Origin of the sequence: Asanoa sp. WMMD1127 (genome assembly GCF_029626225.1) — a bacterium.
Classification (GTDB): domain Bacteria; phylum Actinomycetota; class Actinomycetes; order Mycobacteriales; family Micromonosporaceae; genus Asanoa.
The window spans coordinates 3,230,609-3,253,159 of the sequence record NZ_JARUBP010000001.1; the positions used below are offsets into that span (position 1 = coordinate 3,230,609).

At 70.4% G+C, this 22,551-nt stretch carries 23 protein-coding genes; 10 read left to right on the forward strand and 13 right to left on the reverse strand.

Annotated elements, in window-relative coordinates:
- Positions 1 to 305: 305 nt before the first annotated feature.
- Complete coding sequence (locus O7635_RS15450; protein WP_278081120.1) at positions 306 to 1,115, forward strand: SDR family oxidoreductase; 810 nt, start codon at positions 306 to 308, stop codon at positions 1,113 to 1,115.
- Between the two features lie 9 nt (positions 1,116 to 1,124).
- Here O7635_RS15450 and O7635_RS15455 read toward each other — a convergent pair whose 3' ends face one another.
- On the reverse strand, positions 1,125 to 2,003 hold the full coding sequence (locus O7635_RS15455; protein WP_278081121.1) for a hypothetical protein: 879 nt from the start codon (positions 2,001 to 2,003) through the stop codon (positions 1,125 to 1,127).
- Positions 2,004 to 2,011: 8 nt separating this feature from the next.
- Complete coding sequence (locus O7635_RS15460) at positions 2,012 to 2,302, reverse strand: hypothetical protein (protein ID WP_278081122.1); 291 nt, start codon at positions 2,300 to 2,302, stop codon at positions 2,012 to 2,014.
- A gap of 21 nt (positions 2,303 to 2,323) precedes the next feature.
- Between O7635_RS15460 and O7635_RS15465 the strand changes: the two genes are divergently transcribed.
- Positions 2,324 to 2,932 carry a hypothetical protein gene (locus O7635_RS15465; RefSeq protein WP_278081123.1) on the forward strand — a complete coding sequence of 203 codons (609 nt, stop codon included), beginning with the start codon at positions 2,324 to 2,326 and terminating at the stop codon, positions 2,930 to 2,932.
- Here O7635_RS15465 and O7635_RS15470 read toward each other — a convergent pair whose 3' ends face one another.
- Positions 2,933 to 3,475 (reverse strand): TrmH family RNA methyltransferase, encoded by a 543-nt coding sequence (locus O7635_RS15470; RefSeq protein WP_278081124.1) that lies wholly within the window; start codon positions 3,473 to 3,475, stop codon positions 2,933 to 2,935.
- 97 nt (positions 3,476 to 3,572) lie between these two features.
- Between O7635_RS15470 and O7635_RS15475 the strand changes: the two genes are divergently transcribed.
- Entirely contained in the window at positions 3,573 to 4,130 is a 558-nt protein-coding gene (locus O7635_RS15475; protein ID WP_278081125.1) for a histidine phosphatase family protein, read from the forward strand.
- Here the strand turns inward: O7635_RS15475 and O7635_RS15480 are convergent.
- Positions 4,065 to 4,742: a hypothetical protein gene (locus O7635_RS15480; protein WP_278081126.1), complete on the reverse strand. Its 678-nt coding sequence runs from the start codon at positions 4,740 to 4,742 to the stop codon at positions 4,065 to 4,067. The genes O7635_RS15475 and O7635_RS15480 overlap by 66 nt on opposite strands.
- Before the next feature lie 68 nt (positions 4,743 to 4,810).
- On the opposite strand from O7635_RS15480, the gene O7635_RS15485 reads away from it, so the two are divergent.
- Both O7635_RS15485 and O7635_RS15490 read left to right on the forward strand, forming a co-directional pair.
- Positions 4,811 to 6,013 (forward strand): cytochrome P450, encoded by a 1,203-nt coding sequence (locus tag O7635_RS15485; RefSeq protein ID WP_278081127.1) that lies wholly within the window; start codon positions 4,811 to 4,813, stop codon positions 6,011 to 6,013.
- A gap of 5 nt (positions 6,014 to 6,018) precedes the next feature.
- Positions 6,019 to 6,231 (forward strand): ferredoxin, encoded by a 213-nt coding sequence (locus tag O7635_RS15490; RefSeq protein ID WP_278081128.1) that lies wholly within the window; start codon positions 6,019 to 6,021, stop codon positions 6,229 to 6,231.
- A gap of 4 nt (positions 6,232 to 6,235) precedes the next feature.
- On the opposite strand, the gene O7635_RS15495 is transcribed toward O7635_RS15490, so the two are convergent.
- The gene (locus O7635_RS15495; RefSeq protein WP_278081129.1) at positions 6,236 to 9,193 is read right to left on the reverse strand and encodes a glycoside hydrolase family 97 catalytic domain-containing protein; all 2,958 of its coding nucleotides are present in this window, start codon (positions 9,191 to 9,193) and stop codon (positions 6,236 to 6,238) included.
- 148 nt (positions 9,194 to 9,341) lie between these two features.
- Here O7635_RS15495 and O7635_RS15500 point away from each other — a divergent pair, with 148 nt between their 5' ends.
- From O7635_RS15500 to O7635_RS15510, 3 genes are all read left to right on the forward strand, one after another.
- Entirely contained in the window at positions 9,342 to 10,358 is a 1,017-nt protein-coding gene (locus tag O7635_RS15500; protein WP_278081130.1) for a LacI family DNA-binding transcriptional regulator, read from the forward strand.
- A 125-nt stretch (positions 10,359 to 10,483) separates the two neighbouring features.
- Positions 10,484 to 11,989: an LPXTG cell wall anchor domain-containing protein gene (locus tag O7635_RS15505; RefSeq protein WP_278081131.1), complete on the forward strand. Its 1,506-nt coding sequence runs from the start codon at positions 10,484 to 10,486 to the stop codon at positions 11,987 to 11,989.
- A gap of 105 nt (positions 11,990 to 12,094) precedes the next feature.
- On the forward strand, positions 12,095 to 12,556 hold the full coding sequence (locus O7635_RS15510; protein WP_278081132.1) for a DUF427 domain-containing protein: 462 nt from the start codon (positions 12,095 to 12,097) through the stop codon (positions 12,554 to 12,556).
- Positions 12,557 to 12,584: 28 nt separating this feature from the next.
- Here the strand turns inward: O7635_RS15510 and O7635_RS15515 are convergent, their stop codons facing one another.
- Entirely contained in the window at positions 12,585 to 12,797 is a 213-nt protein-coding gene (locus O7635_RS15515; protein WP_278081133.1) for a hypothetical protein, read from the reverse strand.
- 46 nt (positions 12,798 to 12,843) lie between these two features.
- Positions 12,844 to 13,545: a PIG-L family deacetylase gene (locus O7635_RS15520; RefSeq protein WP_278081134.1), complete on the reverse strand. Its 702-nt coding sequence runs from the start codon at positions 13,543 to 13,545 to the stop codon at positions 12,844 to 12,846.
- 65 nt (positions 13,546 to 13,610) lie between these two features.
- Between O7635_RS15520 and O7635_RS15525 the strand changes: the two genes are divergently transcribed.
- Positions 13,611 to 16,430 carry a BTAD domain-containing putative transcriptional regulator gene (locus O7635_RS15525; protein ID WP_278081135.1) on the forward strand — a complete coding sequence of 940 codons (2,820 nt, stop codon included), beginning with the start codon at positions 13,611 to 13,613 and terminating at the stop codon, positions 16,428 to 16,430.
- Positions 16,431 to 16,465: 35 nt separating this feature from the next.
- Positions 16,466 to 17,527 carry a class I SAM-dependent methyltransferase gene (locus O7635_RS15530; protein ID WP_278081136.1) on the forward strand — a complete coding sequence of 354 codons (1,062 nt, stop codon included), beginning with the start codon at positions 16,466 to 16,468 and terminating at the stop codon, positions 17,525 to 17,527.
- Between the two features lie 64 nt (positions 17,528 to 17,591).
- Here the strand turns inward: O7635_RS15530 and O7635_RS15535 are convergent, their stop codons facing one another.
- The 6 genes from O7635_RS15535 to O7635_RS15560 form a co-directional block, all read right to left on the reverse strand.
- Positions 17,592 to 18,365: a hypothetical protein gene (locus tag O7635_RS15535; protein WP_278081137.1), complete on the reverse strand. Its 774-nt coding sequence runs from the start codon at positions 18,363 to 18,365 to the stop codon at positions 17,592 to 17,594.
- A 70-nt stretch (positions 18,366 to 18,435) separates the two neighbouring features.
- Complete coding sequence (locus tag O7635_RS15540; protein ID WP_278081138.1) at positions 18,436 to 19,197, reverse strand: alpha/beta hydrolase family protein; 762 nt, start codon at positions 19,195 to 19,197, stop codon at positions 18,436 to 18,438.
- On the reverse strand, positions 19,198 to 19,728 hold the full coding sequence (locus tag O7635_RS15545; RefSeq protein ID WP_278081139.1) for a helix-turn-helix domain-containing protein: 531 nt from the start codon (positions 19,726 to 19,728) through the stop codon (positions 19,198 to 19,200).
- 22 nt (positions 19,729 to 19,750) lie between these two features.
- On the reverse strand, positions 19,751 to 20,575 hold the full coding sequence (locus O7635_RS15550; protein WP_278081140.1) for a hypothetical protein: 825 nt from the start codon (positions 20,573 to 20,575) through the stop codon (positions 19,751 to 19,753).
- A complete protein-coding gene (locus tag O7635_RS15555; protein WP_278081141.1) occupies positions 20,572 to 21,084 on the reverse strand; it encodes a SigE family RNA polymerase sigma factor in 513 nt (170 codons plus the stop codon). The genes O7635_RS15550 and O7635_RS15555 overlap by 4 nt, the downstream gene beginning before the upstream one ends.
- An 898-nt stretch (positions 21,085 to 21,982) precedes the next feature.
- Positions 21,983 to 22,522: a hypothetical protein gene (locus O7635_RS15560; protein WP_278081142.1), complete on the reverse strand. Its 540-nt coding sequence runs from the start codon at positions 22,520 to 22,522 to the stop codon at positions 21,983 to 21,985.
- Positions 22,523 to 22,551: the final 29 nt, after the last annotated feature.

A 22,551-nucleotide genomic window follows, 5' to 3' on the forward strand; every position in this document is an offset into this window, starting at 1 on the left:
GCCGAGCCGAGGTTCGGGCCGGGACGCGTGCGTTGTCGACCTCACCTTCCGCTCGGATCCGTCACCCGGGTGGCGATGCGGATGGCCGCGCCGCCCGTTTCCGAGATCATGTGCGCCGGATCTGGTATCGAGGCGGGATGGGCTGGCAGCCACCGGCGCCCAACCCCGGCATCACCGCGGATGGCGATCAGCAGCGCTCGACGGTCTGCGCATCGTCGGCGATCACGAGATGCCGGCGGCCCAGACGGCGGACAATTGGTTCGACGGCCTGACGCCGCCGCTGAGTCGCTGGGAGGCCCCCCATCGTGAAGACCTGGCTGATCACGGGCGCGTCCAGAGGGATGGGCCGCGAGCTGGTCTCACAGGCCCTGGGCCGCGGCGACCGGGTCGCGGCCACGTTGCGGCGGCCCGAGCAGCTCGACGATCTCGCGGACCGGCACGGCGACCGGCTCTGGCGTCGCGCGCTCGACGTCACCGACACCACGACGCTGCGGGTGGTGGTGTCGGCGGCCTTCGCGGACCACCAACGGATCGACGTGGTCGTCTCGAACGCCGGGTACGGTGTGTTCGGCGTCGCCGAAGACCTGACCGACGACCAGATCCAGGACATGATCGCGACGAACCTGACCGCGTCGATCCAACTGGCCCGGGCCGTCATCCCGCCGTTGCGGGCGCAGGGCGGCGGCCGGCTGATGCAGATGTCGAGCATGGGCGGCCAGATCGCCTTCCCGGCGTTCTCGATGTACCACGTGACCAAGTGGGGGATCGAGGGCTTCTACGAGGCCCTGGCCACCGAGGTGGCGCCGTTCGGCATCGCGACGACACTGATCGAGCCGGGCATGGTGCGCACCGGGTTCTTCGACGCCGCCACGCGGGTCCCGGTCAGCGAGCCCTACGTGGGCGGCCCGGCTGACCGACCGCCGGTCTCCGTCGAGCAGATGACCGACAGCCAGGAGAAGACGGCCGCGGCCATCATCGCCGCCGCTGACTCGGCCGACCCACCGCGGCGACTGGTGCTGGGGTCCGACGCCTGGAACCTCATGACCGACACGCTGCGCCAACGCCTCGCCGACATCGAGTCGCAACAGGAATCGGCGGCCGTCGCCGACCTGTGAGCGCGGGCGTCAGGAGTTTCCGGCGTTTTCCGCCAGGTCTGCCCAGAGGACGCGGTGATCAGCGTGTAGGTACAGGCGGCTGCCGTGTGTCGCGATTGGATGGAAGGCGTGCAGCGGGGCATCGTCCGTGTCGACGAGGACGGCGGGCGCAACGGTGTCGTCGGTCAGGCGACTGAAGGTTAGGCGCATGGGGTCGCCGTACTCCCCGATGAAGAGGACCTCGTCGCGGTGCACCAGTAGGTGTCGGGCGCCGCGCACCGGAGTCGGTGTGTGGGCGCGAGCCCGGCCGTCGGTGATCTGGACGAGCGGGAAGCCGGTGTAGTAATACGCCCAGGTGGTGCGGGCATCGACGTTGAGGGCGTAGCAGTCGGCGATGGGCTCGGCGCCCGCCGGCGGTTGGTAGGTCCACAGCCGCCGACCGTGGCCGTCGAACCGGACGAGGCCGGCGGCGCCGATCGGGTCGTCCCACCCGAGATTGCCGAAGACGCCCTCGTCGAAGTAGCCGACCCAGATCGTCCCGGCGGCGTCGACGCCGATGTGTTCGATGCCGTCACCGAGACAGAAGGACCGCACGTGTGCCCCCGCAGGGTCGAACACGTGAGCGTTGTCCTCCGCCGTGCCGTCACGGAAACGGCGGCAGCGCGAGCTGACCACCAGGATGTCGCCGTCGGGCAGCAGATCCACCAGCGGATAGGCGACCGCGGCGCCGGCCAACGGGACCCGCCGCCATCCCTGGTCGCCGTCGTACAGGTGCACCGACGCAGCCGAGTCTCGCGCCACGGCGAGGACGACCAACTGTCCGAAGACCGTGCCGGTGGCCGCGACGATCTCCTCCGCCGACTCGAGCGTCGGCAACTCGGCCACCTGCCAGCACCGCAAAGTCCGCACGCCGTCTTCTACCATTCCGGAAGGACAGCCGCAGGGGAGGCCCGGACGTGCATGGGGTGTTCACCGACGACGAACGCCGCGTCGTGGGCGCCGCGCAGCATCTTGGCCTGATCCTCAGCAGCGATTGGCCGGACGTGGCCGCTCATCTGCTCGCTCAGGGCGCAGAGGGCGACGCGGTCGCCGAGCTCGCGGGTCGACCTCAGCCTGTTCCACGCCGGCGCCCGCCACGATCCGTGACAGCGCCCATCGGTCAATCTTCGTTCGTCACCCGTATCCGCGGCAATCGCGGCGGTCGTCACCGGGACCGATAGTCTCGCGCCATGGCTTTGGATCCGGAGCAGTTCTTCGCGCATGCGACGGCCGTTGCCGACGGTGAGCGGCGGCTTCCGTTGGCGCGTATGACCGGGTGGGACATCAGCCCCTTCGAACAGGACGGATTGCGGGTCGCTCCGCTGCGGCCGCCGGTCCTGCCCGAGCCGGCCCGCCACGGCGAGGACCCGGCGGAGTGCCGCAACTGTCAGCAGCGCGACGAGGGCATCTGGTTCAACGATCACTGGCGGCTGGCGCGCGTACCAGGCGTGGGTGTGCCGTTGGTGTTGATGCTCTATCCGCGCGACCACTACGACATGGCGGATCTGCCCGACGAACTCGCCGCGGAGCTCGGGCTGTTGACGACGCGGATCGTTCGCCACATGCAGGCGCTGCCGCACATCTCCCGCGCCCACGTCTATCGCATCGGTGACGGCGCCGCTCATCTGCACGTCTGGTTCTTCGCCCGGCCGGAGGGTCAAACTCAGCTCTACGGATCCTGGCTGGTCGTCTGGGACGACCTCCTGCCCGAGTATCCCGCCGACGTCGCCGACGCGGACGCCGCGCTCGTCGCGGACGCGTTGGTCGCCTCGCACGGTGGCCGTCGGTCGGCGACCTGACTAGAGCAGTCCCGCGAGCCGGTACAGCACCAACGATCCGGCGACGGCGACGTTGAGGCTCGACCCGGTGCCGACCATCGGGATCTCGACCGCGCCGTCGAGCAGGTCCAGGGCCTCCGGCGGGATGCCGGTGGCTTCATGCCCGAGGACCATGACGGTACGGCGTCGCGCGGGGGACAGGTCGGCGAGCCGGACCGCCTCGTCCGCGAGCTCCACGCCGAGGATCATCGTCCCCGCGTGGCGTTCGTCGGCCAGCCACCGCAGGGGATTGCCGACCCGGTGCACGCAGGCGGGCTGCCGCAACGTGTTGCCGCGGGCGAGTGCCTCGGCCACCCAGCCGAAGGGCGGCACCGCGAGGCATGCGCCGACGGCATCGCAGGTACGCAGCAGCGTGCCCAGGTTGGCCCCGTGCATCGGCCACAGCGGCGCCGCGACGAGATGTCCCCAGCAACGGTGCCGTCGAGGACGCCGCGCCGACCGGATCTCCTTCGGGGTCCGGACCCGGATCGCGGGCGTCACCACGCGGGAGCGAACGCGCTCCAACCTTCAAGAATCATGAGAGACGTGCTTCTCGGCGCACGCGAACCATCGACGATCGACTGATGCTGACCAACAGGATACCGTGCCCGGAGGTGATCGGATGACGGCCATCGAAGGAGACCGGCTGCTGCTGGTCCGCCACGCGATGCCGGAGGTGGACCCTGCGGTGGCGGCCGAGCAGTGGCATCTCGGCCCGTCCGGCCGGGCCGCCGCCCGCGCCCTCCAACCGCTGGTGCCCGGCCCGGCCTATCACGTGGCCAGCAGCGAACCCAAAGCCGTGCAGACCGTGCAGGAGCTCGCCGGACGCGCCGACGTCACTACCGACCCCGCGCTGGTCGAGGTGCGCCGCCCGCAGACCTGGTCGGACCAGTACCGCGCTGTCGCTCGCTCCTATGTGGAGGGCGCTAGCCCGGCCGGGTGGGAACCACATGACCAGGTCGTCCGCCGCTTCGACCAAGCCGTTGTACGCCATGCGGCCGCCGCGGCGCAGAAGGGCAGAACGCTGGTGGTCGGCACGCACGGCATGGCCATGACCACCTGGCTGGCCAGCAGATACCGCCTCCAGCCCGATCCAGCCGAGTTCTGGGCGGCCCTACGCTTCCCGGACCTCATCGAGATCGACCTTAGGAACTGTGTCGTACGGCGCCTCGGCGACTGACAAGAGCCGATAGGTGTTCCAACCGCCGACGGCGAGCATGATGACGCCGGCTGACTGCAGCCGCAGCGCCTCGTCTGTGTATCGGTGGCTCGGAAGGACCATCGACGCCTGAGTCACGGGGTTCGTGACGACAGCGCCTCGTCGCATCGACCGTCGCGCCCTGGAAATCAGTCGGCGCCACAGCGCGAAATCGGCGGGGTCGTCGGCTACGGCGCCCAATGAGGACTCCCGCAGACCTTCGTCGGCAAGTCGACCGAGCAGCAGAATCAGCGAGCCGGGGTTGGCCAGTGCGAGCCGAGAGAGGTTCATTCCGGGACCAGTCTGCAACGGCCGGCGGTTGAGCAGCACGAAGTCGGGGTTAGGCAGCGCCGCCAGCGCGGGCTCGAAGTCGCCGTGTCGGGCCGGGACGAGACGGTCGTCGAACAGCCGCCCCAGCACGGCCTCCAGGCCGAGCTCCGCGGCCCAGCCCGCGACCATGGCGACCGCTTCCGGGCCGGCCGCATGAAACTGCAGGCCCACCTGCCGCCCTTGCCGCGTCGGTCTGACCGCCCCTTCGCCAGCCACCGCATGATCATTGCACGGGGCGCGTGTCAGGCCGGAGCACTCGATCATCGCGTACCCCTCGTATTGATGTTTGTCTTCGTCTAGATTGGTGTCGTCCAGCCATCGGGGAGGTTGAGATGACCCAGCACGACGACACGTTGGTGCTTCCGTTGCCGCCGGCGCCGAGCATCTACCATCCGACTCCGCGGCTTGCCGAGCTGCGCGCCGAGCGGCCTGTCGCCGAGGTCGCCTTTCCGGACGGATCGAAAGGCTGGCTGGTCACCAGGTACGCGGACGTGCGCCAGGTGCTGATCGACCCGCGGTTCAGCCGGGCCGCCGCGGCCGGGTCGGGTGGGTCCGACACCGGGATCGCGCTCGTGGCCACCGACTCGATCCTCGGCATGGACCCGCCTGAGCACACGCGACTGCGGCGCCTCGTGGCCGGCGCGTTCACCGCGCGCCGGGTCGAGGAGCTGCGGCCGCGGGTCACGGCGCTCGTCGACGAGCTGTTGCAAGGCGTGGCCGCGCGGCCGCGGCCGGTCGACCTCGTCGAGCACTTCTCGTTGCCGCTGCCGGTGCGGGTCATCTGCGAGCTGCTCGGCGTGCCGCCCGAGGACCAGCACATCTTCCACGCCTGGTCCGACACGATCATGTCGGACGCCGGCGGTGATCCGGCCGAGATCCGGGCGGCGATGGGCAACCTGGGCGCCTACTTCGGCAAGCTGATCGCCGACAAGCGGGCCGCGCCGGCCAACGACCTCATGACCGCCCTGATCGCGGCGCGCGACAACCAGGACCGGCTGTCCGAGCAGGAGCTGGTCAACCTGTGCTTCGGCCTGCTCATCGCCGGCCACGAGACCACCGCCAACCAGATCAACATGTTCCTGTTGACGCTGCTGCACTTCCCGGAGGAATACGAACGGCTCGCCAAGTCACCCGAACTCGTCCCGCAGGCCGTCGAGGAGCTCATGCGCTTCGTCCAGCTCGGCGAGGGCGCCGGCCTGCCGCGGGTGACCACCGAGGCCGTGGAGCTCAGCGGCGTCACGATCCCGGCCGGCTCGGTGGTGGTTATGTCCATGGCGGCGGCCAACCGCGACGAGTCCGTCTTCGCCGACGCCGACCGGCTCGACCTGACCCGCGAGATCTCGTCGCACCTCGGCTTCGGCGCGGGCGCGCACCACTGCCTGGGCGCTCAGCTGGCGCGCATGGAGCTGCAGGAGGCGCTGCGCGGCCTGCTGCGCCACCTACCGGGGCTGCACATCGCGGTGCCCGACGACCAACTGCGGTTCAAGACCGGGATGATCGTCCGGAGCCTGCAGAGCCTCCCCGTGACGTGGTGAGTCCCATGTGGAACGTCGAGGTGTCGCCCGAGTGCATCGGGTCCGGCGTGTGTGCCGGCACCGCGCCACGGCACTTCACGCTCGGACCCGACGGCCGATCCCGACCACTCGCCACGCCGACCGCCCCTGACGAAGCAATTCTCGACGCGGCCGTCTCGTGCCCCATGGAGGCGATCGCCGTGACCGACTCCGACACCGGCGCGCCCGTCGAGACGTGACGGATCAGGTGGGGAGGTCGATCCAGGCCCGTACGGCCTCGTGGATGTCCGGTGTCGCCGGGTCCAGCGAGGTGTCGTCGACCACCTGCGTCCCGGTGGTGCCATAGGTGACCGCCACCGAGCGGTTGGTGGTGCCGGTGATCTGGCCCCAGCGCTCGACGGTCTCCCACGAGCCGCGGGTGTACTTGTACTGGACGACCGTACCCTCGAGCACCGACAGCGTGGCCTCCCAGATGCCGGGCTCGACCTCCGTCATGGCCACCTTCCCCGGATCCCATGGCCCCATCTCCGGCAGCGCCCCAGGCAGGTGAACCGTGTCCCCGGCGGGCGTGTTGGCCGGCACGCGCACCCGCCACGTCACCCGCACGGGCTGCGGAATCGTCTGCTGCACGACCTCGTTCGACGGGATGGACGTACGCCCGCCCACCACCGCCCTGACCACGTAGGCATAGGTGTTGTCGACGGCCACATCCGTATCCACATAGGACGGCGACGGAACGGTCGCCAGCGGCGCACCATAGACACCGTCCACCGGCCGCCGGAACACCTGGTAAGCCGCGCCGGGAACCGGATCCCACGACAGCGCCACCAACGCCCCGGCGAACCCGGTGACCCTCAGGTTCGCCGGCGCCGGCACCGCGTCGTCGGGTTCCTCGAGCCGGACCACGGCCCGCAGCCCGTCGACGGTGACCACCGCCCGCTCACCGGTCAGCCGCGCCTGGAACACCACGGTGGCCGACGACCGGGGATCGACGCGGACATACCGGGTCTGCCGGATGTCGGTGCCGCCCACCGTCATGACGACGTCCTTGCCGCCAGGAACGGAACCCCGGTTGGTCACGGTGGCCCGAATCGTCACGATGTCACCGGGCGCGGCCGTGGCCGGCGCCGCCACCGCGGTCACCCGAGGCCGCGGCTCCACATAGCGGGGCACCGAGGCCAGATCCGCCGCCGTCGCGGGCCGGAACCGCACCGCCTGGCCACCGCTCTTCTCGAGCGCCGCGACGAACGTGTCGTGCCGCGTCACCAGCGACCGGTTGACCGCGAGCGGTGTCGGGTCGGTCTCGTAGTCGGTCGCCGCCGCGTCCCCCAATGACTCGGCGACCCAGAAACCCCGCCCCAGGAAGTCCAGCCGATAGCGCAAGGCTTGGGCACGCTCACCGGTCATCGCACCCACGTACCACCGGGACCCGGACCGCCGCGCCGTCACCAGATGATCCGCGACCCGCGCCGACAACACCCGACTCTCGTCCCACCGGGCCGGCACGTCCGCGATGAAGGCCAGCCCGGGCGCGCCGGCATAGTGCTCCGGCAGATCCGCGGCCATCTGCACGCCGGAGAAGTAGTTGACGTAGTACGAAAGCTGCTTGCCCACCGTGGTGTGCACCCGCCGGCCCTGGCCCTGCGGGTCCCAGAGGATGTTCATGATGCCCGGCGTGTAGTCCATCGGCCCCGACAGCATGCGGGTGAACGGAATCGTCAACGTGTGCGCCGGCGAATTGCCCGCCGAGAAGGCGTCGTACTCCTGCCCCCGCACGGCCTCCCGGGCGATCGCGTTGGGGAACGTGCGCACCTCGCCCGTCGCGTGCACGCACTCGTGGCACAGCACGTTGATCTTGTGCGCCGCCGCCTTCTCCAGCACGAGCCGGAAATGATTGACCGAGCGCTGGGAGTACGCGTACTGCCCGGGAATCTGCCCCACGTAGCCGGTCTTCAGGTAATGGATGCCGAGCCGCTCATAGAGCGCGAACGCCTCGTCGATCTGCGCCTCGTAGTTGTCGATGTCGGCGCCGGTCTCGTTGTGCGCGACGAACTCCACGCCCTTGCTCTTGCCGTAGGCGACGACCGCCTCGAGGTCGAAGTCGTCCGCGGGAGTGGTGAAGTCCTGATCCGCCCAGGAACCTTCCCAACCCTTGTTCCACCCCTCGGCCAGCAACCCGCCGATGCCGTTCGCGGCCGCGAAGTCGATGTAGCTCTTGGCCCGCTCGGTAGTGGCGCCGTGCCGCGGGCCCTCTTCCCACGTGTACTGCTGGTGCTGCAACGCCCACCAGATCCCCACGTACTTCGTCGGCTTCATCCACGACGTGTCCTGGTCGCAGATGGCGCACGGCGGGTTGAGGTTCTCCAGCAGGTGCGAGTCGACGAGCCCCGCGGCGTCCTTGGTGATGGTCAACGCCCGCCACGGTGTCGCCCGACCGGTGGTCGTCACGACCGCCGCCGCCCGGTCGGGAGTCGGTGTCAATGCCGCACGCAGGCGCCCCGACTCGCGTACCAGCGTCATCGCCGCGTAGTCGACCAGGTCCGCCTCGTGGATCGACAGGTGCGTGCCGTCGGCCCACCGGAACGTGGCCGGCGTCATCGTGTCACCCATGGCGCTGTAGGCCGTCTCCTGCCACAGCTGCTCGTCGCCGTCGTACGCCAGGCTTCTGGGTGTCCACCAGGCAGTCGGATCGCCCGCCAGCGCGAACTCGGTCGCCTCGTCCACAATGTCCAGACTGGACAGCGCGTCCTGGCGCGGCACCGAGTAGCGGATCGCCACACCGTCGTCGTAGGCGCGGACGACCAGGTCGAACACGCGCCCGTCGGCCTGCCGCAACCTGACCGTCAGCTCGCGGTGCCGGTCGCGGACCACGGCGTCGGCGCCCCAGACCGGCCGCCAGGTGGTGTCGCGGGCCCGGGTCGCCGACCGGGAGATCGTGACGCCGGCGCCCAGCGTCGAGCCGTCGGTCAACCGCAGGCCAAGGGCCGAGGGGAGCACCAGCGTACGGTTGTCCCGCCGCACCGCATATCGCAGCTGACCGCCGTCCGCGGAGACGGCGACCGTCAACCGGCCGTCCGGCGAGGACACCTTCGTGGCCGCCGCCCCGGCCCGCCCGGCCGCCGGCGCGACACCGGGCGCGACGAGCGTCATCACTAGTGCGAGCCCGGCGGCCGCGGCCGCTCGTGCGCTGGCGCGTCTCATGGGCGTCCATCCGTTCCTGCTGGTGCGGGCGGGTGCGGAGACATCGACGTAACCGGTTACGTTGGCGAGTCTCCGCGCCCTGGCGCGCCGAAGTCAAGACAACCAGCCACATCGATCCAATCGATCTGGAACCGGTTACGCTGTCCCCGTGGGCCCGGCGACCCGACGACTGACCATGGCGGACGTCGCCACGCTGGCCGGCGTCTCCAAGGCGACCGTCTCGCGGGTGCTCAACGGCGAGCCCGGGGTCTCCGCGGAAACCCGGATGCGGATCAAGGCGCTGGTCGACGAACTGTCCTATGTCGTCTCGCCCGACGCCGCCCGCCTCAGCCGCGGCCGGACCGGCCGGGTCGCGGTGGTCATGCCGCAGACCACGACGTGGTTCTACGCCGCGGTGCTCGCCGGTGTGCTGTCGGTGCTGCGCCCCGAGGGCTTCGACGCGCTGGTCTACCAGGTCGCCGACGACACCGAGAGCCGCCGGTTCTTCGCCGACCTTCCGGCGAAACGTCAGGTCGACGCGGCCATCGTCGTCGCCTTCCCGGTCAGCGACTACGAGCGGCGGCAACTCGACCTGCTCGGCGTGCCGGTGGTCATCGCCGGGGGCGCGCTGCCGGACCACCCGCACGTGCGCGTCGACGACGTGGCCGCGGCCCGGCAGGCGGTCACCCACCTGACGCTGGCGGGACACGAGCGGATCGCGATGATCAATTCTGCGGTGCCGCCCGACCGGCCGTACGCGCCGCCGGTCGACCGGTTACGTGGCTACCGGACCGCTCTGGACGATGCCGGCCTTCGCTATGACGCCGGCCTTGTCGTCGAGCTGCCGTGGAGCGCCACGATGGGCGCCGAGGGCATGGACCGGCTGCTGAGCGCCGACCGGCCACCGACGGCGGTCTTCGCGTTCTCCGACGAGGTGGCCATCGGCGCCCTGCGGAGCCTGCGCCGGGCCGGCATCGCGGTGCCCCGGCAACTGTCGCTCGTGGGGATCGACGACCATCCGCTGGCGGAGCTGTCCGACCTGACCACGGTGCGCCAACCGGTGGAGCTCCAGGGCGTCCACGCCGCCCGGATGGCGCTCGCGCTGCTGGGCGGCGGCTCGGTCGCCGACGCGCACGTGACGATCCCGACGCATCTGGTCATCCGGGGCACGACCGCCGCGCCGTGACTGGTGCTCTCGGCCGGTAGGTCCGGGTTTGCGGGCGGAGGGTGGCGCGGCAGTTCGTGGATCATCTATGGTCTGCCGGCTTGATCAAAGACTTTCTTAACCTCCTCATAAGGATCACCATGCCGATGGTCACTGCTCGCCGGCTCTTCGCCGGGCTCGCGGTCGCCGGCGCGTTCGTGGCCGCGACCGCGCCGGCCGCTCATGCCGCGCCCAACCTTCGCGTCGAGGCGATGGGGACCCTCGTGGCCCCGGACAGCTCGTCCCCCGCCTACATGTTCGTCGGCAGCGACGAGGGGCTGACCGGCACGGTGACCGTCACGGTCGACTCGTCCGCGCTCGACGGCGCCTATGTCTCGGTCGAGAACTCGGGCTGGCGGTGCGACACCACCACCGGCGCGCTGATCCACTGCGAGCTGCCGGCCGGCGAGGACAGCTACGGCGAGATCCTCGACTATCAGGTCCACGGCAAGGGCGACGCCAAGCCCGGCGACGAAGGCAGCATCACCTTCACCGTCGAGGCCGGGGGCGCCAAGGCGTTCGGGAAGACGGTCGTCACCGTCGCCGAGCCCAGCGACCTCGCCGTGGCCGAGACCGTGACCGTGCCGGGCCTGCCGGGCGGTGTCGCGCACGCCAACCAGCCGCTCGCCAACATCGGGCAGTCCACGGTGGAGGGCACCGTCCTGCTGCTGCAGCCCGAGTACCGCACGCTGTACGACGGCAACTTCGAGAACTGCACGAGCTACGCGGAGTACTTCGCCGTCTGCACGTTCGACGAGCCGCTCGCGCCGGGCACCAACTACCGGCTCTCCGAGGACCTGCCGTTCCGCGTCGACAAGGCGGCCCGCACGGGGGCGGTGTTCCACTCCTTCGCCGTGTGGCTGACCGAGGCCGAGTGGGCCCTCATCGAGGACGCCTGGATCACCGACGACGTCGACCCCAAGCCGGGCACCGGCGACCCGCTGCGGCTGGAGAAGGTGGCCAACAGCCAGCGCGTCCCGCAGGTCGACGTCGACGGCTACAACAACTTCTCGTCCATCGACATCAAGGTCGGCGGCGACAACCGGGCCGACCTGGCCGCGGTCGGCGCCACCGCCGCCGGTGCGGCCGGCGCGACCGTCGCCGTGCAGCCCTCGGTCAAGAACCTCGGCCCGGCCGCGCTCGAGCTGCTCGCCAACGAGCACATCGACCCGGTCATCCGGATCACGATCCCCGAGGGTACGACCGCGGTGGAGGCCTCCGGCGACTGCGCACCGTACGGCGCGGGCGACGAGTGGCTCGACTGGGAGAAGCTCGGCACTCCGGGCGCCAAGGAGTACGGCTGCCTGGCGTACGAGCTGAACCCGGGCGACACCTGGCAGTACTTCTTCACTCTCAAGATCGACAAGGTGGTCCCCGACGCGACTGGCGCCATCACCGTCAAGGTCGACGGCGACCCGAACGCCGCCAACGACACCGCCGCGATCGTCGTCAACGGCACCGACGCCGGCGGCGGCACCGGCGGCGGCGACGGTGGCCTGCCGGTCACCGGCCCGCAGGCCACGCTGATCGCCAGCCTGGGCGCCCTGCTGGTCGGTGGGGGCGTCGCCGGCTTCGTGCTGTTCCGGCGCCGCCGGATGCGCTTCATCGCCTGACCGTTGCGCGAAACGACGGAGCCCGCCGAGCCGGCGGGCTCCGTCGTCGCAACGGCGCGCCCTCGACCGGCTGGCGCTGTGTCGCTGCGGTGGCAAGCTGGACCCATGGAGTCGGTTTGGGACTACCCGCGTCCGCCCCGCTTGGAACGCACCGCGTCCCGGGTGACGGTCATGCACGCGGGGCTGACGATCGCTGACACCGACCGCTGTTGGCGCGTTCTCGAGACCTCACACCCGCCGGTCTACTACGTGCCCCGCGACGCCATCGCCGCTGGCGTGCTCGAACCCGGTCCGGGCCGGTCCTTCTGCGAGTTCAAGGGCGAAGCCAGTTACTGGGACGTCGTCGTGGGGGAGACCCGCGTGCGGCAGGCGGGCTGGTCCTACGAGCACCCCTCGCCCGGGTACGCGGAGATCGCCGGAGCGGTCGCTTTCTATCCAGGCCGGGTCGACGAGTGCCGGGTGGCCGGCGAACTGGTCCGGCCGCAGGAGGGTGACTTCTACGGCGGCTGGATCACCCCGGACATCACCGGCCCGTTCAAGGGCGGCCCCGGCACCACGGGCTGGTGATATCTCGAGGCGCGAGTGCGCCTCGCTGTCATCGCCAGTAGCGAAGCAAGTTCAGCGCCACGGTCACCACAGCGGTGACGCTCATCCCGACGGCGACGGCCCAGCCGATCCCGCGTCCCAGGTCGTCGATGACGAAGCCCAGGACGAGGCCGGCGGCGAGACTGACCAGTAGGCCGATGCCGAGCGCGGCCAGCGTCAGCCGGGCGATGTTCGCGGTGGTCCTCTTGGCGTCGTCGGTCACGACCCAGGAATACCCCACGAGGGCCGGCTCGTAACGAACGATGCGATCATCCCTCCACAAAGCACTCCTGCGCGTTGAGCGAGCAGTAGGCGTCGCCCAGCATCGTGATGGCGGAGGCGGTCTGGGTGTGCATGGCGGCCAGCGCCGCGATCTTCTGGTCCAGCGCGGGCCCGTCCAACATGAGGTGCAGAGCCAAATCCTCGACGGGTACGCCGGTCGGCCGCTCGTCGGACATGAAGACCTGCCAGTCCTCGTACGTCGGGCCCCACTCCTTGAGGTGCTCGCTTGACATGACGGCGTGCAGGATCCGCCCCGGCCGGCCCGCGGCGGTCCAGGCGGCGCCGACCCAGCGCGAGACGGCCTGGTGGTCCGGGTGGAACGTCATGCCGTCCGGGCCGAACGTCAGGATCGTGTCGGGCCGGACGTCAGCCAGCAGCGCCGTCAGGGTCTCGACCGGCGCGGCCGGGTCGAGACCGGCCAGCTCACCATCCGGGTAGCCGAGCCAGTGATGCTCTCGTACGCCCAGCACCGCCATCGCGGCGGCGGCCTCCCAGCGCCGCACCTGACCGAGCCGCTCCGGCGGCCACCGCACGGGGTCATCCGTGCCCCGCTCGCCCGCGGTCGCGGAAACACACACCACGCGGCTGCCGGCGGCGACCGCGGCCGCCATCACACCCCCGGCGAGATAGCTCTCGTCGTCCGGATGCGCCCAGATCGACACGATCGTGCCCAGGTCGTCAACGTCCATGCGTACAGCTAAGCGCCACCCCCTTGCCCGGCGCTGTCACCTCGCGGTCCGTTCACAATGAACGAGTGACGGCGCGCCTGGAGATCAGCCTCCTCGGCCCGGTGACCCTTCGCCGCGACGGGGCCGAGGTGCCGCTGGCGAGCGTCCCGCAGCGGGTCGTGCTGGCCCGGCTCGCGCTGTCGGCCGGGCGGCTAGCGTCACCCGCCGCCCTGTTCGAGGCGTTGTGGCCCGACGAGCCGCCGCGGAACGCGACCGGGAACCTGCACACGTACGTGTCGCGCCTGCGGCAGGTGCTGGGCTCTGACCGGATCGTGCGGGAGCCGGGCGGCTACCGGTTGGCCGGAGACGTCTCGTTGGACATTGACCGGGTCTCAGAGCTGCTGGCTGCGGCCCGGCGGCCGGACGAGCCGGATCCGGCCGGGCGGCTCGGAGCGGCGCTCGCGCTGTGGCGGGGTGAGCCGCTCTCGGATCTGCCTGATCCGGCCGCGTTCGCGCCGGACCTGGCCCGGCTGGCGGCGTGGCGGCGCCAGCTGGAGTCGGAGTGGTTCACCGCCCGGCTGGCCGCTGGTGGTGCGGCCGAGGCGCTGCCGGACCTGGAGCGGGCGGCGGCGGCCGATCCGCTGCGCGAGGACGTCCAGGTGTTGTTGGCGACGGCGTTGTACCAGGTCGGGCGGGGGGCAGATGCGCTGTCCGCCGTTGCGGCCTACCGTCGCCGGCTGGCCGACGAGCACGGGCTGGACCCCGGGCCTTTGCTCAGCGAGTTGGCCGGCCGGTTGCTGCGGGAGGATCCGACGCTGCGCCCGCCGGCCTCCCGGCGTCGAACCTTCGCCCCGGGCGACCGGTTCGTGGGCCGGGGCGACGAGCTGGCCGCGACCGAAGCGGCGCTGGCTGCCCATCGGGCCGTGACGCTGGTCGGGCCGGGCGGGGTGGGCAAAACGCGGCTCAGCCTGGAGCTGGTCGACCGGCTCGGCGGGCCCGGCCCGGTCACGGTGGTCGAGCTGCACCAGGTGTCCCGGCCCGACGACGTCGCGGTTGCCGTGGCCACCGCTGTCGGGCTGCAGGGGTCGACCGGCGCTGTCCAGCGTCCGGTCGAGGCGGTGGCCGACCTCATCGGTTCCTCGCCGACCCTGCTGGTGCTGGACAACTGCGAGCATGTGCGACCGGCGGCCCGCGACGTCGCGGCCGAGCTGCTGGCCCGCTGTCCCGAGCTGCGGGTGCTGGCCACGTCGCGGCAGCGGCTGTCGTTGGCGGGGGAGAAGGTGCTCCGGCTCGGTCCGCTGCCTGGTGCGGACCAGGTGGAGCTGTTCTGTGACCGGGCGGCGTTGCTGCGGGACGACTTCGCGGCGACGGCATCGGTGCGGGCGGTGGCGGCGCAGATCTGCGCCACGCTCGACGGCCTGCCGCTGGCGGTGGAGCTGGCGGCGAGCCGGGAGGCGGTGTTCGGCGTCACCCAGTTGCTGGAGCGGCTGACTTTGGGGCTGGAGGTGTTGGAGCCCGTCCGGGACGCCGATCGGGCCAGCGCCGTGACCGCGACGGTCGAATGGTCGTACCGGCTGCTCGATCCGGACGCCCAGTTGCTGTTCGACCGGCTGTCGGTGTGCCAGGGCTTACCGCTGGAGGCGGTCGGCTATTTCGCTTCCGGCCCGGCCGCGTTGGCCGAGCTGGTCGAGGCGTCCCTCGTGGTCCGCGACGGCGACCGCTACCGGCTCCTGGAGACGATGCGGCGGGTCGGCAACAGCCACCTCGATGTGGGCGGCGTCCGGGCCGCGCAGGAGATGCGGGTGGCGTGGATGACCGCGTACGCCGATCGGTTCCATGCCCTGCAGCACTCACGCGCGCCGTCGGCGGCCGGGGTCCTTCAGGCTGAGCTCGTCAACTTGCGTGACGTTCTGGGTTGGACTGTCGACAGTGGATGCTGGGCGGCCGCGGGTCGGCTGGGTGCGACCGTGGCGTTCGGGTTGATCGACCATCCGGAGCTCGGGCTGATCGCGCAGCTGGCGCGGTTGGCGGGAGTGCCGGACGATGTCGAGCCGGCTGTCCGGGGTCGCTGTCTGCTGGCCGCGGGGGCGGCGTACTGGCTGCAGGGTGATGTTCGCACGGCCGAGCGAGTTCTTACCGAGGCGTTCGAGCTGGTGCCGGACGATGACCCGCAGCGTTGGGTGGCCCGGTATTTCCTGGTCGTCACGCACATGTTCGCGGGCGCGCCGGACGCGGTGCACGCTGACGCTCGGGCGCTGGTCGCGGATCCGGCCACTCCGCGCGGTGCTGCTGCCGGGGCGCTGTGCTGTTCGGTGCTCACCCACATCTTCACCGGTCAGCTTTCCGCGGCGGAGTCGTTGTTGGCTTCGGAGGCCGATCTGGTCGGTCAGATCGAGGATCGGGACGGAATCGTGGCCTACACCCGGGGCGAGCTGGCGGCGGCGAGCGATCCCGCCCGCGCGTTGGCGGAGTTCACACGGTCTTACGAGCTGTCGGACGGTCAGGGGCACCGGTACATGCGGGAGGTCGCCCTGATCGGTCGGACCGCTGTGCTGATCCGGCTCGGGCGGAGTGCGGAGGCCGCGTCGAGCTGTCGTCGGTCGCTGTCGAGCCTGCGGTCCAGCGGGATGTGGCCGCAGTTGTGGACGATGTTGCGCTTGTCGGCGGAGTTGCTGGTGTCGTCGGGTTCGGCGGAGGTGGCGGCTGTGTTGTTGGCGGCGGGGGAGCGGGATCCGTTGGCGCCGGCTGTCCATCCGCCCGAGCAGCGGCGGCACGACGAGCTGTGGTCGGTCATCGCGGCCGGGCTCGGCGTCGACGGGGTGGCGGCGGCCCGGGCGGCGGCGGCCCGCATCGACCGGCCGGGAGCGGTTGACCAGGCGATCAAGGCGCTGGCAAGCGTGGAGTGAGCCGCCAGCAAGGCCGGCCCGGCACCGTTGCGGTCATGACTGACTCCCAGATCGCAGTTGAAGATTTCGTCGGCCGGGTGCTCACCGACTTCGCCGGCGCGACCACCACGGCCGCGACCGTGCTCGGCGACCGGGCGGGCCTCTACAAGGCCATGGCCGGCCTCGGCTGGACGACCGCCGACAAACTCGCGGCGACCACGGGCCTGAATCCGCGGCTCGTACGCGAATGGCTCGCCGTCCAGGTCGTCTCGGGCTACGTGACCTACGACGCGGCGACCGGGGCGTACGAGCTGCCGGTGGAACACGCGATGGTGCTCGCGGTGGAGGACTCGCCCGCCTACATCATCGGCGCGGCCGACATCATCGCGGGTGAGTTCGAGATGCTGTCCCGGCTGGAGGCCGCGCTGCGCTCGGACGGCGGCGTCGCCTACCGCGACTATCCGTCCACTGTGCACACAGGCATCGAACGCTTCTTCCGGACGGCGTACGTGCATCAGCTCGCCCAGGTCTGGTTCCCGTCGGTGCCGGGCCTGGTCTCCCGCCTCGAGGCCGGCGCGCGGGTCGCGGACTTCGGCTGCGGCCATGGCGTGGCGACGCTGCTGATGGCGTCGCTGTGGCCGGCGTCGACGTTCGACGGCTTCGACAGCCACGAGGCGTCGGTGGTCACCGCTCGGGCGCGCGCCGTCGAGGCGGGCAGCCCGTCGAACGTGGCGTTCCACGTCGCCGCGGGCGACGCCGTGACTGACGGCCCGTACGACGTGGTGGTCTTCTTCGACGCCCTGCACGACATGGGCGACCCGCCGGCGGTCCTGCGCCGGGCCTACGACGTGCTGGCACCGGGCGGTGTGGTGGTCGCGGTCGAGCCGTGGTCGGTCGACAACCTCGCGGACGGCATCGGGAATCCGATCGTGCGCCTGAACTACGCGGCCTCGACGCTGCTCTGCACGCCGAACTCGCTGTCGCAGCCGGGCGCTTACGGCCTGGGCACGGCCGGCGGTCCCACCCACCGGGTCCAGCTGCTGGCCGACGCCGGCTTCCGCGACGCGGCCGTGGTGGCCGACACGGGCCACAACCTCGTTGTCGCCGGGGTGCGGTAGCTAACGCGGTGCGGCCGCGGGCTGGGTTGCCTGCGGGCCGCACCGCATTTTCCTGAGGTCTGAGTCAGATCTGGTCGTAGAAGCTGGCCGGGGCGGGAACGATCTCGCCGGCTGCCGGGGCCGCCTCCGGCGTCACCTGACCGTAGTCGCTGTAGTTCAGCTCGATCGGGTAGAGCCGACCCGCGCTGGGTGCGACGAGGTCGAGCACCAGCTTCGTCAAGCGGCCCTGGTCGTCCACGGTGGCGACGAACGGGACCCGGTGGACCGAGTTCGCGATCGCGGCGAGCGTGTTCTCGTCGAGCGCCGGAACCCCCTGCGGCTTGGCCAGGTCGACCATCCCGGTCAGGTCGCCCCGGGTCTCCACCACATCGGTCGCGGTGGCCAGAATCTCCGCGGCGCCGGGGGTGTCGGCGTCGCCGATGTACGCCAGCAGTTCGCTCTCGGCGGTCTTGGCCGGATCGAGCTTCAGCCACTTGCCGTCGCCCGCAACCGGCTTGTCGTCGACGACGATCCGGGCCAGCGTCGCGTCGGCGGCTTTCCGCAGCTGCGCGGAGACGTTCCCGTCGGGCCCCTTGTAGGCCAGGTCCAGGGTGCTGCCCTGGCTCGGCTTGTGCACGTAGCCGGTGCCCGTCACCAGGTCACTCTTGAACGTGAAGCGGTAATTCCCGGCCTCGATCTCGGTTGTCGACGCCTTGAGCCGCTGGGCGGGATCCGCCGGTGCGGTGGTGGTGGCGGCCGCGGTGGGCGCGCTGGCGGCGGTGTCGCCCGAGCTCTCGCCGCAGCCCGCCAGACCGAGCAGGAGGATGGCCGGAACGACCGCCAGTTTCGCCGTACGCACGAGGGATCCTCCAAAGATCATGATCGAAGTCGCCGTAGCGTACCTGGATCATGGATTGTCGGGGATCCCGCTATGCGCTGCCGTCCGCAAGGCCTGGTGCGACGGTGCGGTCGGTGACCCACGCGGCCACCATGTCGCTGAACAGGTCGGGATGCTCGGCATTCCAGGCGTGATGGGCGTTCGGGGCGACGGCGACGGTTGCCCCCGCCGCCGCGAACGCGTTCAGGCCGCGCCGGATCAGGGCGGCGTCGTGGCTGGCCGCCACGGCGAGGACGCGCTCCAAGCGGGACGGCGCGCGAAACGGGACGATTTCGTCGTAGATCCGCCTGGTGGTCGCCGCGGACAGCACGCGCGCGTCGGCCGCCATGGCCGCACGCGCGTCCGACGGCATCCGCAGGGCGACGCCGTACGCCCGGCACAGGGTTGGTCGGCGCATGATGACCGCCCCGGCCCGGGTCGCCAGCCGGTAGCTCCAGGCCGGCGTCATCGGCGTGGCCGTCACCCCGCTGACGACGACGTTCCCGACGAGCTCGGGGTGGCGGGCGGTGAGCGTGAGTGCGACGTAGCCGCCGAGGGAGAGCCCGACGACGTGGGCCCGACCGCTTGGCGTGCCGGCGACAACGTCCGCGACCGCCGCGGCGGTGTCGCCGAACGACCGCCAGGGCACGCCGTGGCTCGCGCCGTTGCCGGGCAGGTCAACGGTGACGCAGAAGAAGCGGCCGGAGAGCTGCTCCACCTGTTGTGTCCACATCCAACTGCTCACACCGAGCCCGTGCAGGAACACGATGGCGGGGTCGCGTTTGTCGCCGGTCGCGTAGACGTGCAACGACATCTAGCTCACCGCCGGGATGACGCAGGACGCCAGGTGGTATCGGCGGCGGTGCCGCGCCGGCGGGATCGCAAGCACCTCGGCGACCAGCGCGCCGAACCGCTTCCCGAAGGCGTCCATCTCCTTGGTCGAAAGATTGACCACGGCGCGGTTGTACGAGAGCCCGTCGGCGCTGGGCACCGCCTTGCCGGAGTCGACGTACGCCGCGAAGGAGTCGACCAGCGAGGCGGCGAAGACGGAGAACACCCGGCGGTGCTCGGCGGCTGACAGGGAGTCGACCTCTTCGGCGGGTATGCGGTCGGCGCCCTGTGCGACCCGGTAGATGCGCTCGCTCGGGCCACGGGCGGCGCGCTCACCCACCTGCTGGAGGACGCCGCCCTCCAGCAGCGCGGCGACGTGTCGGTAGAGCGTCGCCTGCGGGACGTCGGGCAACGCCTCGGCCAGCTCCCGAACCGTCCGCTGCCCACCGGTGAACTCGCTGACGATCCGCAGCCGTACGGGATGGAGCAACGTCCGGGCGGTATTCTCATTCATGAGAATACCGTAGTAGCTCAGCTCACCGATAGAACGAGATGCGTCGATCGAGGGCGATCGCCAACACCTGCTCGACGGTCAACACCGCGCCAGCCGGACTGTCCACGTTGATGCTCACCATGGATCCATCCGGCTTGTCGACCCGCATGTCGATGACGACGCGTCCCGGTGCCGGCCCGACGAGCGTGGTCGTCACGACGCGTACACCCCCGGGTCCTGCTGTCTCCACGCACGACCGCTCGGGCGCGGCGACGGGCGAGGGCGGCAGCCATTGCGTGCCGCGGTCCTCGCCGTTCGGCTCGCAGAAGGAGTCCTCGATCAGGCGCTCCGTGGAGACGCCGATGCTGCCCTGCTTGCCCGCTACCTCGACGGTCAGCGGCTTCGGCATGTCGTAGAAGAACCTCGCCGGATAGGTGCCGCCGGTCCCGGTCGGGGTGGACGGCACGTTCCGGCGAATGACCGTGGGCATGCCGTCGATCCGCACACCCGGCACGGCGTCGCGGATCGCTCGCGGAACAGCGGCCTGCAGGCGCGCGATGGCCTGCGCGGCGCTCTCCTTGGAGTCGACCCCCCGCAACGTCGAGGGAACCGGGGGCCGCGGGCTGCGCGCCGCTTCGGTCGTCGGCGTCGGCGTCGCGATCGCCACCGGCCCCGACGAAGGCGGTGGCTTGGAAGCGACCGCGAAGCCGCCCGCCGACGCGGCGGCGACGACGGCGATCCCACCGGCGGTCGCCCCGATCCGCTGGAGCGCGAGCTTTCGCCGCGCCCGCCCGATCAAGGCGTCCACCGTGTCCTGCGGCGGCGGCTCGGGCGGAATGGTGGCGTCGAATAGAGTCCGGTAGCTCATGGGATCCGCCTCATCTCGTGGTGTGTCGACGACAGCGCGCGCAGGGTCTCGAGCCCGCGCGCGGTCTGGCTCTTGACCGTGCCGAGCGATACGCCGAGCACGTCGGCGGTCTCCTCGACGGACAGGTCGCAATAGAACCGAAGGACGAGCACGGCCCGCCGGCGCGGCCCAAGCCGGGCGAGGTAGGAGTCCAGCGTGAGCCGGTCGACACTGTTCGCGTCGGCGGCATCGACTGTGCCGTCCGCCGGGAACTCGTCAACCAGACGCTCGCGGCGCCAGGGCCGACGCGTCTCGTCGATCACCGCCCGGGCCAGCATCCCGTTCACGTAGGCGTCGACGTCGTTGATCTCCGAACGGCGGCGCCAACGACGGTACAGCTTGCCCAACACCGTCCCCACTAGGTCGTCGGCCAGGTGCCAGTCGCGACACATCAGGTAGGCGGTCCGTCGCCAGGCTGCCATCCGCGCACCCACGTAGTCGCGGAACGCCGCCTCGTCCGAGGTCGTCATGCGGTTCACTTGCGCCTCATGCTCAAGGGACGGACGCGATGGCGGCCGAGGTTGCCGTTGACAAGGAGTCGCAAGCCGCGCACTCAGAGAACCGAACTGATCACTTTGCGTTTGCATCGGATATGCCCAGCACAAGGCCGCGCGAATCGCGCCCGCCGAGGCGCCGTACCTAGTGGAAGGCAAGGCGGCCACCCGACTTGCTCGAACGCAAGCCCTGTGGATTGAAAGTCCCCTGACCGCCGCTTTCCGACTCTTCCCGAAGATGAGTCCGGGCATGACCAGGGAACGTAGCTGAGCATCCGAACGTGTCCGCGCTGGTCGCGCTGCCCTTCCTCGGGATGCTTGTGGGCGAACTAAGCCACACCTGTGAAAGCCGTCTGCCAGCGTGCCACGCTGTCCGCCTCAACCTGTCGACATCCGAGCCACCACGGAGCAACCAGGCTGTGATGCTCAAGGGGATAGGGGGACCGGCAACGACGTCGAACCACCGCCCAGATCAGCGATGAGGGTCGTCTTCGGGATTACGCGAGTTGCGAACGCCCGAGCGCCATCGGAGCAACACGCGATCCACGAGAACTGGAGCGCTCTTAATTCCCACGACTGGCAAACTGACATGCCGACCGAGTTCTGCGATGGATCGCGTGATGGCCGCCGTTCGAATGGGAAGCGGCGCGTCGTGCCCTTCCCCTACTAGGGCCGCTCGCCAGGCCCCGGCCGGTCCGAACCATCGCGGGGTAGGAATCTCCACAGCGAACCGGTCCACAATGTGGAACATGCCGTCGGTCTCAGCGCGGCGCGACCAGCTTGGTGACCACCTGCAGGGGCCGCGAGCTTCTGTATTACGGGGTTGCCCAGGACCGCTGGGATGCCGCGTCAGTGATACACGACGACCTTCTAGCTACGGGACGCGTTCGGTGTAGTCAATACGCAGGGCTCTGAACATTGCCCTGACACGCTTCAAGACCATGAAAATTGTAAGCAGCATGTGGATGCCCACCATGATGATCAGCGCGGTAAGCGTCCGGTCCAGCGGTTTGTCAGTGTCTGCAAACATGACTAGTCCACCGAGGTAAGTCGTGAACAGAATACCGACAAACACTGCATAGCTGACCTTCGCACGGAGCTCGTCAGCCAGCTGATCGACAATCTCCCGAGCGTGCATCGGGAGACGATCCGTTGCCCTAGCCGTCAGATCGAAGAGAAGGACGAACACGTTGAAGATCAGGCCGGTGAAGATTGCGACCGCAGCGAGGACATCTGGGATGTTTCGAGCACGCCCCTCAAACCACCACGTAACGGCCGCAATGAGCACCGGTGAGCCCAAATAAACCAGGTAGTCGGTCGGGCGAGGTTGCTTGGTATCGAAGTTCCGCAGTGTGTCGAAGTGGTCGCGGACGAGCACAACGGCAGAGAACTTGCTGTTGTTCGTGCCTCGCATCAGTTGGCTCCTCGGGCGTGAGCTGGAGT